7 protein-coding genes are annotated in these 11,320 nt (G+C 36.1%); 2 read left to right on the forward strand and 5 right to left on the reverse strand.

Features of this window, described 5'->3' with window-relative positions; genetic code table 11:
• Positions 1–26 precede the first annotated feature (26 nt).
• Positions 27–1,712, forward strand: coding sequence for a RagB/SusD family nutrient uptake outer membrane protein (locus AC07XN_RS09345; RefSeq protein WP_309923839.1), 1,686 nt, complete (start codon positions 27–29; stop codon positions 1,710–1,712).
• A gap of 43 nt (positions 1,713–1,755) precedes the next feature.
• On the opposite strand, the gene AC07XN_RS09350 is transcribed toward AC07XN_RS09345, so the two are convergent.
• The 4 genes from AC07XN_RS09350 to AC07XN_RS09365 all read right to left on the reverse strand — a co-directional run bounded on the left by AC07XN_RS09350 (position 1,756) and on the right by AC07XN_RS09365 (position 6,624).
• Positions 1,756–2,364 carry a Crp/Fnr family transcriptional regulator gene (locus AC07XN_RS09350; protein ID WP_494742841.1) on the reverse strand — a complete coding sequence of 203 codons (609 nt, stop codon included), beginning with the start codon at positions 2,362–2,364 and terminating at the stop codon, positions 1,756–1,758.
• Between the two features lie 72 nt (positions 2,365–2,436).
• Entirely contained in the window at positions 2,437–3,687 is a 1,251-nt protein-coding gene (locus tag AC07XN_RS09355; protein WP_309923843.1) for an NAD(P)/FAD-dependent oxidoreductase, read from the reverse strand.
• Between the two features lie 19 nt (positions 3,688–3,706).
• Entirely contained in the window at positions 3,707–5,452 is a 1,746-nt protein-coding gene (locus AC07XN_RS09360) for a DUF885 family protein (protein ID WP_494742842.1), read from the reverse strand.
• Positions 5,453–5,622: 170 nt separating this feature from the next.
• Positions 5,623–6,624: a pectinesterase family protein gene (locus AC07XN_RS09365; RefSeq protein WP_309923847.1), complete on the reverse strand. Its 1,002-nt coding sequence runs from the start codon at positions 6,622–6,624 to the stop codon at positions 5,623–5,625.
• 346 nt (positions 6,625–6,970) lie between these two features.
• Between AC07XN_RS09365 and AC07XN_RS09370 the strand changes: the two genes are divergently transcribed.
• The gene (locus AC07XN_RS09370) at positions 6,971–7,222 is read left to right on the forward strand and encodes a hypothetical protein (protein WP_309923849.1); all 252 of its coding nucleotides are present in this window, start codon (positions 6,971–6,973) and stop codon (positions 7,220–7,222) included.
• Here AC07XN_RS09370 and AC07XN_RS09375 read toward each other — a convergent pair.
• The gene (locus AC07XN_RS09375) at positions 7,219–11,073 is read right to left on the reverse strand and encodes a T9SS type A sorting domain-containing protein (RefSeq protein ID WP_494742843.1); all 3,855 of its coding nucleotides are present in this window, start codon (positions 11,071–11,073) and stop codon (positions 7,219–7,221) included. The genes AC07XN_RS09370 and AC07XN_RS09375 overlap by 4 nt on opposite strands.
• Positions 11,074–11,320: the final 247 nt, after the last annotated feature.

Raw genomic sequence — 11,320 nt, forward strand, 5'->3', positions numbered from 1 at the left:
TTTTTAAAATACAAATCGTCGAAATCATGAAAAAGAAAATATATGTACTATTGGCCCTAATGGGCGTTTTATTCATTGAAAGTTGTACCAATCTAGAAGAAGTAGTATTGGATGAATCTTTCACGTCAAATCTTTCGGATAAACAAGCTGCTGATGGAATTATTGCTCCTGTGTACGCAAGGCTTCCAGATATTTTCCTACATACCAACTACTTCGCAATCCAAGAAATCTCTACAGACGAGGCCATTTTGCCATATCGTGGGGGTACAGACTGGGGTGATAATGGTATCTATTTAGCACTACATGCTCATACCCAAACAAGTACTGACCCTAATTTAAGATCCACTTGGAACTTTATATTACAGGGAATGTCGCGTGCTATTACGGCTATTAATACATTGCCAACTTCAAAAGACCCAATTGCTAAAACCTATTTAGCTGAAGCAAGAGGTATGAGAGCTTATTATTCAATGTTGACACTTGATTTATTTGGCTTAGTATTCGTAAAAGATGACATTGGAGAAAACTCTACTATTTTGAGAGGTGACAAAGCTGTTGAATACATCAAAAGTGAATTATTAGCTGTTGAGCCAAACCTAGAAACATCTGTAGGACCGGGACGATTAACGAAGGGTGCTGTTTGGGGATTATTAGCAAGACTATACCTAAATGCTGCGGTTTATCGTGATCCTTATGCTGCAACGATTACGTTCAAAAATGAAGATTTGGATAAAGTAATTGAATATTCTGATAAAATTATTTCTTCGGGTCAATATCAATTATCAAACGATTATTTCTCAATCTTCAACTCAGATAATCATACCAACAAAGAATTGATTTTTGCAGTTGATCAGCGTGCAGAGTTAAATGGACATAACCGTTTGGCATATTTCTCTCTTTCTGGAGACCAATTCCCATTACCAGCATATCCGAATGCTAACGGAACGGATGGACCGGCGATTACTTCTGACTATTACCGTACTTGGGTGAATGCTTATGCTCCACAAGACCCAACTGTTGACCCTAGATTTTATAAACAAAATTTGTCTATCTATTCAAACCCTGCTGACTCTTGTGTTGCGGCTGATAATTTTAATATCAACCGTGGTATTTTAAGAGGACAACAGTATGGCTTGATTCGTAAAAATGGTGTTTTCTTGAAGTGTGCTGATGGAAAAATGAAAGTAGGAAAGCTTTATTATGATACTAGAAATAAGCCAACATTAGCGGTAGATTTCACAGAGAAAATAGACTTTACTACTGAAGGAAGTAATTATAATACAGGGTATAGAGTAGAGAAATATGAATTCAGTAAGAAATCTGTAAGTGGTAGAAATTTTGGTGAAGCAGATATTAGCATCGTTCGTTTGGCTGATGTTTATTTGATGAGAGCAGAAGCAAAATTGCGAAAAAGTAATGATGTGGCTAGTGCATTATCAGATGTAAATTTGATTAGAGCTGCCAGAACGTCGTCTAAGCCAGCTCCAGCACTTAGTGCAATGTCATTGGATATTTTATATCGTGAAAGAGGATTTGAACTTTATTGGGAAATGCATCGCCGTACAGATATGATTCGTTTTGGTAAATTCGAAGATAAATGGACAGAGAAAACAAATACTGATAGAAACAAAAGAATCTTCCCAATTCCGCAAACGGCGATTGATGGAGCTTCAAATATTCCAGGATATTTAACTCAGAATCCGAGTTATTAATCAAATAAAAAAGGTTGAGATGAAAGTCTCAACCTTTTTTATGTTAACTGTTTTTCGCCATTTTCGCCCTTACCTTACTGAGAAATTCAGCAGAAATACCGAGGTACGAAGCGATATAATGTTGTGCTACGCGCTGAGGAATCTTTGGGTACTTTTTCAGGAAATCAGCATATCGTTCATAAGCGGTTTGGGCAATAGAATTGATTAACCTACTTTGTGTTGCCGACAAGTTTTTCTGTACCAATAATCTAAATTGTCTTTCAAATCGAGGGGCTTTCATTAATAAATCCTCTTTTTTATCAGGCGTCAACACAAAAATCTCACAGTCTTCTAAGGCTTCTATAAACAGGTCAGAAGGTTTTTGTTCATGAAAACTAGCAATATCACTTACCCACCAATCTTCAATGGCAAATTGTAAGATTACTTCAAAACCATTTTTATCTATATAATATTTCCGCATACAGCCTTTTATGATAAAGGCTTCGAAATTACAAATCTCTCCTTCTTGTAATAAAAAGGTCTTCTTTTTAATCTTTTTGTATTGAAGATGTTCATTGAAAATGCGTAATTCTTCTTCCGAAAACGCTACATTTTTACAAACATTTTTATTAATTTGTTCGAAATAAGTACTTTGAGGAGCTTGTGAATTCATGTTGTACTACAACCTTTAAGTTGCTTGAAAGATTTAGATTATCCTCAAAAATACTACTATTTTCTAATTATCTTATCCAAATCGCTGTACATCAAAAGCTTTCATGTCAATGCTTGTAGGCTGTTCATTCACTAATTCTGCTACTAGTTTGCCTGTTGCTGGACCTAGACTTAAACCCATCATTGAATGACCTGTGGCAATTACTACATTTTTATGTTTCTTCGTTTTACCAATATAAGGTAGCCCATCTGCTGAACAAGGGCGATATCCATACCATATTTTATCATTGCTAGGCATTGGAATATCAAACGCTGGGAAAAAGTCTTTCACTGATTTCAATATGCCTTCTACCCGATGATACTGTGGTGGTGTTTTAGTAGAAACCACTTCCATCGTACCGCCAAAACGAATTTTATTGCCATCCATTGGTGTTAAAGCTACTCGTCCTTCTGCCAAGATAATAGGATGGTTGATTTTATAGGGAGAGTCCTCTAGCGTAACTGAATAGCCACGTCCTGGCATTAGGGGTAAACTTACTTCTACCATTTCTGCCAATTCTCTGCTCCATGAACCCGTAGCAATCACAAAACTATCGGCTTCATAAGCTTGTTGTTGGGTGATTACTTTCGTGATGTTTCCATTGTTTTTTTCAAAGCGTATCACCTCTTCATTCGCTTTCAATACTACGCCTTTGCTTGTTAAATCTTGTAGTAACACACGCATCAACTTGTCTGGGTATAAGTGGGCGTCACATTTAAAAAATAACGCACCAAGACCGTTAATTTTAGCTTGTGGTTCAAGGCTTTGTAATTCATCATAATTCAATAAAGTAACATCCAATCCCAATTCCTGTGCTTTCTCAACGGTGTGATGTGCATGGGCTTGTACGCCTTCTGTCTGGAATACTTCTAGCATTCCTTTGTGTTCATAGGCAAAATCAAAGTGAGGTAAACAAGCCCATTCGGCAAATTCATGTTGACTCAATAAGGAAATATCTCTCAAGGGAATGGCCGAAGCGGCTACATTTTTTTCAGTAGCACTTTTCATGAATTTCCAGCCCCAATCTATCAAAGCGGGATTCAAAGATGGTTTTACATAAAACGGGCTTTTAGGATTCAGCATCCATTTTAAGCCTTGCCAAATAATGCCAGGGGCTGCCAAGGGAATAAAATGGCTTGGGCAAACGTAGCCTGCATTGCCATACGAGCAATTATCTGAAAAATCACCTTTGTCGATAACCGTTACTTGATTCCCAGCCTTTTGTAAATAATATGCCGTACTTAAACCAATAATTCCACCTCCGATTACTACTACACTTTTCATATCTTAAATGATTAATTGCTTACTTGAATTTATAAAATCGCCAATTTGTTTTAAAGTCTTTGCCCAAAGATTGTTTCGTGAGAATAGCCCTAATCATTTCTACGGGCAACGAGTTTTCTTGCATAATACTATCATGAAATTGCTTGTAAGACATTTTGCCTGTGTCAACCAATTCGCTTTTCAAGGCCTTAAATTGTAATCCCCCAATCATATAGGCAATTTGATACAGTGGGTCATACCCACCTACAAACGAACGCCTTACTTCGCCTTCTGCATTGGCTTTTTCATGTCCAACTCGGTCGATTAAAAAATCTATACATTGCTGTGGCGTCCAATTACCCGTATGGTAATTAAGCGAGAAAATTATTCTGGCACAACGATGCATCCGCCAGAATAACATGCCTATTTTATCTTCTGGTGTCTTTGGGAAATTCATGTCATACAATAGCAATTCCCAATACAATGCCCAGCCTTCCATCCAAAAAGGAGTGTCAAACTGACGATACGTTTTATATCTATTCAGCATAAAATACTGTAACGAATGCCCTGCAATTAATTCATGATGTACGGTTGCTCTTGAAAAATGAGGATTATTTCCACGCATACTCATTAACTTCTGGTCTTCAGTCATGGTATTGGTTGGATAGGAGATAATGAACTCTTCACCGCCTAAAAAGAATGGATTAACTAATTGTCTTTCTGGTGACATCATATTCATTCGCCATGCTTCTTCTGCCAGTGCAGGAATACTTATTAATTGATTTTTCTTTAGGAAGTCAACCGATTCATTGTATAACCTCATCATTTCTTGTGGCTGTTGGGAAGGCTGGACATATTTAGTTTTTACGTATTCCAAGGCAGCTTTCCAATTGTCGCCAAAGCCAAGTTCTTTGCTTGCCTTGAGCATTTCAGCATCACACCAAGCAAATTCTTTATTGGCAATATCAACTAATTCTTCAGGAGAATAAGGTATCATTTCAAGCTGTAATCGACGGACGATTTCTTCTTTACCAATCGGATTGCCTACAATACCACTAGCATCTATTTTTTGTGTGGAGAGGTTTTTCCCTTTCTTTTGAAAATTAATAGCATATACTTTTAACAGCGAATCCAACTGCGCATAAGGTTGGGGCATCCACCAAGTAAACAAAGGGTCGTAGCCATTGTAAAAGCCATAAACAGACTTAATAGCTTTCTGTAAACTTGTAGTAATGCCTGCACCTCGCTTTCCCAAGCTGTTGGTTAAAGAGCTGTCTTTAGCTAATTTAGTGTTCAGTACAACAAGTTGCTTGGCTATTTCATTAAACTGAAAAGCCAATTTAGGAGCATCTAAAGGCGTTCCTCTTCTTCTTATTTTTTCTACTGCATATAGGCTATCAGCAAAAGGAAACCATTTCTTCAAGGCGTCATACTCTTTCTCTTCAAGCGTAAATTGATAATATTCTTCATCCAGATTCCTTTTGAATAAGATGTAATCTACTTTAGAACCAGTATTTAGTTGATTAAAATTGAGTTTTGATAATTGACTTTGATAGTCGGTAATAAGTTTTTTTAGGCGTTCTCTTCGTTCAGGAGAGTTTTCTACAAAGTAAAATCGGGAAAGTATGCCTTTGTCGGCATAATATTGTGTCATCACATTATTGATTTCACTACTTTGTTGATACAAATCTGTTGTAGAGATTTGAGCAAAAATGATTGATTGATAGGTCATTAGGAAGAAACCTATCAAAAACAGTCTGCGTTGTAATGGTCGATATCTTTTCATTTGTTGCTCAAATTATGGGTTCCACTTGTGACAAGTAAAAGTATAATTTTATAATGATTTGAAGTACATACATTTTATCAATAGATACCTTAATATTAACTTAATGAAAAGAAAAAGCCCTGCGTCGTTATGACACAAGGCTGAATTACAAATTGAAAGCAAAGAGGGTTCTAAACTTTTATTTTAGCCAATTTAGATAGCCCTTTAGCGGCTCTCCATTGGTCGTTTCCACCGAGAACATTCTGAATAGTGTATTTCTTAACATCAGATTTTACTAATTGTTTAGACCACTCTACCCTTGCTTGTGAAATGCCTCCTGCTTCTCTAGAGTCATATTCTGCATAAAAAGCTGTTTTCTCGGCATTGGTTTTATGCCAATTGTGCCATCCTTCTGGCTTAATAATGTTTGACATTTCGCAACATAAAAAAACCGTTTTGGCATAATCTCGCCAAGGTCTTCCTAAGTAATAAGTGGCTGCTGGTGCACTCCCTGTCAAAGTACAACGGTTGAAGACAAAGCCATAAGATTGATCTTGGGGTGTTGATGCTGCTGTAAAAAAGCCCGCATCCAATTTGCCATTTAGCTGGCAATGGTCAAAAAATGCAATGGCCCAACCAAAAATAAAATCAACAGTGCCTTCAATATAGCAATTTTTATAGTATTGTCTGGTGCCAGCACGTTTGGGATATAAGGTGTCTTGAAAACCTAGAAAGCGACAATTAATAAAACGAGCTTTGTCTCCATCTACTAACATTGCTACCGCTTGCCCAACTGGCCCTGCGGTATTAGCGAAGGTGATATTTACGGCAGTAAAATTATCTGCCACAATTCTAGTAGATGCTGATGTGGTAGTCGTAATTTTTATACCATCTGCCCCTACTTTACCAGAAAAATCATCAAAAGATAAAATAGTTTGCGACGCACTTTCGCCCACAAGCGTTACCATGTTTTTGGTAGAGTCCAGTACTATTTTCTCTTTGTAAGTACCATTTTTAACGAAAATAAGCACAGGATTATTATTATGAAGGGGAACTGCATCAAAGGCCTCTTGGATACTTTTATAGTCACCAGTACCATCTTTTGCCACCGTTAATTGCTTGGTAGGTGAAGCCAATAGTTCCATGCTCAGCATACAGCATAAGCAAAGGAAAACGTATTTTAAATGTAACATAACTAAATTTTAAAGAAACAGTTCTTCATACAATAAACAAACTCTCAGGAAGCCTTATATCTCTTATTTACTTTTAAAGTATATTGTTGTTGGTTAAGTATTTCTGTTTTGCAAAATTATAGAATTTTATCAATAAAAAATATAATATTAAAACTATTTAAAAGTAAAATGTTACTTCTTTTGAAGTAGATAAAATACTTAAAATAGTAGATAACAGCATTTTAAAGTTTTGCCAAAGTATAATGTGGGTTTAAAACAAAAGAAGACTCCTAATTAATTAGAAGTCTTCTTTTACTGAATATGAATGTTTTTTGTTAAATTGTAATCGCTTATATACTAAACAGTTATGGCCGAATCAATTTATTTTACCAATGTATACCTTTCAACTACTTACGACGCCAAAAGTAAGAGAATCAGGGTTCGTCCAACAGAGGGGCAGAAGGTGCCTGTTTTGTGGGTTAGCTGTTCTAGGAAACAACGAAATCAAATGCAAGTTGGTACAGTTTTCAGAACAGATGTTAAATTGATAATTTCTGGGAAAAGAAAACCATACTTAGCTGCCACTAAAAAGATTTTAGGACAGCTAAGCTTGTTCTAACCCGCCTTTACAATTTTCTTAACCATTTGTTCTTTCCCTTGAATTACTTCTATCACGTAGTTTCCAGCAGGCAAGTTTCTGATGTCTAATTTTTCAGAAAATTTGCTTCCAGATTTTTCGAATACATTTTGTAACATCACTCTTCCGAATGTCAAGTCACTAATTTTTACTTCAAGGTTTTCAGTACTTTCATTATCTAGTGTCAATAATACATAATCAGTAGTTGGATTTGGATATGTATTTAATGAACCCAATAGTGGTGTTTCTGGACCTGACTTTTCACTAACAGCAATACGGCTATTCATTTCTGTTGTTGGAATTACATTGCTTGTTGGTTTTACATTACCAGCTTGATTTGTAGAGGCTGTCTCTGTTGGAATCAAGAAGATAGGAGTTTCAGTAACATTTAATGTAAATTTTCCGCCATTTGCAGCCAAAGATGAAACACTCATTGAATCTGCACCCACTTTTAAGTTATATAAATTTGCTTTTGAAACATTCCCAAGATTTAACGTATAATCAGCAGTACGTCCTTTTTCGTCAGCAATAAACAAAACATAAGCAGATTTACCATTGTACTCATAACGATCTACCATTGGTTCTTGAGAGATTGTTTCTTTGTACACATAGTTACCCATTAATTTGTTTGTTTGATAAAGGTAATCTGCAATTGGTCTGCGTTTTTGATTAGGACCAATTAAGCCAGATGAACCAAACTGAATAGGGTTTTCAAAGTTGTCGTCATATATTTCATAAAAGAAAGACTTTTCAACGCCTAAACGGTTATACATCAAAGATGATCTTAAACCCCAGTCTGCCTGAGTAACATATTCGCTTTTATTGCCAATTGGAATTGCTTTTAATGGGCTTCCTTGGTTAAGGTCAAAGCCTAATTCTGTAATCCAAACAGGCATATCATTCGCATAATCATGAGCCATTTGAACAAATTCTTTCGCTGTTTTTGCTGCTTCTGATACTTCTGGAGCAGCACCACGAGAAGATGTACCATCTTGTTTAGAACCTGAATTATCAGAATATTGGTGGTAATTGATGATGTCCCAGCATAAATTAACGGTTCCATCAGCATTATAACCTCTGAACTCTTTACACCAGTCAATCATACCTCTTACATAGTCAGTTTTTGCGAATGCTAAACCAGCCATTACTACTTTCATATTAGGGTCAGCATTTTTTACACCAACGCCAGGACCCATTGTGTTTTTATGTCCATCATAAAAAGCAGATAAATTAGCAGCGTGTTCACGAGCAGTTTGGTAAGCACCTCTGCCTTTCCACCATTTGTCGCGCTCGTTACCACATTCCATGTATTTTACTACACCTAAGCCTACTTTTACAGTATTGATGTTATCAAACGTCCATCTTGGTTTGTCATAAACACTTAAAAGAGATTGGTCAACATTTTTATTACTTCCATAACGGGCAGCATATTGAAATGCTACTCTAGCTTGTTCAATATATGAAGCAGGGTCTGTAATAGACTTTCCGTATTTTACAGGAATAACGTTATAATCTTGGATACTTTCAGGATATGTTTTAACCAACCAAGTAGAAGCCACTTGAATACAAGCTAATACTTCAATTCCTTCAGTTTTACAACGCTCATAAATTGCATCATAATTCCAACCACCGCTATATGTTGGGTTGAATGTGTATTTGTTTTCACTGAACTCAAGTTTATCCCAATCTATGTAGTGACGGAAACCTGAGAATGATTTGATAGCTTTAACCTTTGTTTCATCAACATAATCTGGGTGATATGGGTCAAAAAAGTCCCATTCAAAGCCATTTACGCCAAAACCATCTTTCATTTTAATAGCTTTTAAAGGAGCCGCCGTAACAGCTTTTTTACTTGCTATGTGTGTACCATAGAATTCCATTTCTGTTGGTAAATTTCCGTATGTGTTGATTACCAAATATCTGATTTTACCTGCTGGAATATTGCTCAAAGAAAATGTATTTGGATTAAGAGGATCTGGACCTACCCAAGCATTGTATAAATCTCCTGTGAATTTTGCAATCTGAATTCTTTCCCAAGTATCAGTAATCACAGAAAGCGTCATAGGCTTATCTTGGAAGATACCCTGTCCGTCATAAAAACGAATACTTTGCAATGTCATTTGCTCGTCGTCAAGAAGTGGGTAATAAGCATCATAATTATCTAATATTTTTCCCCATCCTGTATTCACAGAAGCATCTAAGATACCGTCAAAAAGTTGTTCTAAACCATTGTTATTGTTGTTTAATTGATACCATCTTTTTGGGTTGATTTCTATTTTAGTACCAGCAATTACTGGTGCTGGAGGTACTACTACAGGGGGAGCTGGTGTTGGAGTAGTAACAACTGGGCTATCATCCACTAAACCTGTAGAAACACTAGTTGCTTCTAAGCCAAATACCTGTACTTTTTGAGGAATATTATTCGCAAATTTATGAATTACGATAGCATCTGCATCAAAAGGAGTTGCAACGATAATATCTACAAATGTTTTGTAAGCAAGGCCTTCAAACAAGCCTAGGAAAATTTTATTAGCACCATCTAAAGCATATACCGAAACAGGATTATCAGCGAAAGTACCTTCATAGTCATACAAAGAAACTTTAGTGATTTTACTGCGTTTTTCAAAAGTCAATCTTACGTCAACCCATTTAGAGTTGCCAGTCCAAACATATTCAACTAAATTGTTCAAATCATCATTCAACCAAGGAGTATAATCTTGACCTGTGTTTTCACTAGCTGAAATCTTAGCAATTTTAACACGGTCTGGAGCAACAACTGTAGAAACAACAGGAGCTGGAGTAGGCGTTACTACAACTACGGGCTCTGGAATGGTAACCGCTGGTTCAGGTGTTGTAACTACTGGTTCTGCCGGCTTAGTAGCTGCAGTAGTAGCGGCAGTGCCATATACTTGTACTTTTTGCGGAATAGCATTAGCATATTTGTGAATGATGATAGCATCAGCATCTAATGGTGTTTTTACCACGATGTCCACAAAAGACATATAGGCAGTACCATTAAAAGTTCCCAATAAAGTTTTAGTAGTTCCATCTAAAGCATATATAGAAACGGGAGTATCTTCGAAAGAACCTTGATGGTCGTATAAAGAGACTTTAGTGATTTTGCTACGTTTTTCTAATTTCAAGGTAACATCTACCCATTTGAAATTACCAGACCAAACAAATTCAACAAGACTGTTCAAATCGTCATTCAACCAAGGAGTATAATCTTGACCTGTGTTTTCGCTAGGAGTAATAGAGGAAATTTTAATGCGTTCTGGAGCAACAACTGTAGAAACAACAGGAGCTGGAGTAGGCGTTACTACCACTGCTGGTTCAGGTGTTGTAACTACTGGTTCTGCCGGCTTAGTAGCTGCAGTAGTAGCGGCAGTGCCATATACTTGTACTTTTTGCGGAATAGCATTAGCATATTTGTGAATGATAATAGCATCAGCATCTAATGGTGTTTTTACCACGATGTCCACAAAAGACATATAGGCAGTACCATTAAAAGTTCCCAATAAAGTTTTAGTAGTTCCATCTAAAGCATATACAGAAACGGGAGTATCTTCGAAAGAACCTTGATGGTCGTATAAAGAGACTTTAGTGATTTTGCTACGTTTCTCTAATTTCAAGGTAACATCTACCCATTTGAAATTACCAGACCAAACAAATTCAACAAGACTGTTCAAATCGTCATTCAACCAAGGAGTATAATCTTGGCCTGTGTTTTCGCTAGGAGTAATAGAGGAAATTTTAATGCGTTCTGGGCTTTGGCAAAAAACAGCAAGGGGTGCTATTAAAAATAGCACAAGCAAAAGTAAGCGTCTTTCCATTGTTTATTGGCGGTTAAAAATGGAGTGAATAAAAAAGAAAAAAATAAGATAAATTCAATAATATTTATAATTATTATTTGCCTTTTTGAAGCAAATGAAGAATTTATTATTCTAAGTTAAGAAATTAAGTTTGCAATTTTTATAAAAATTGCAAAAAAATATTAAAATTTTTAACAAAAAGTGTATTTTAAGGGCAAAAAAAAATGATTTCTTAACGCTGAACTTAATTATAGTTATTTTCATAACC

This window comes from Arcicella sp. GW458-12-2-14-TSB2, assembly GCF_059423785.1.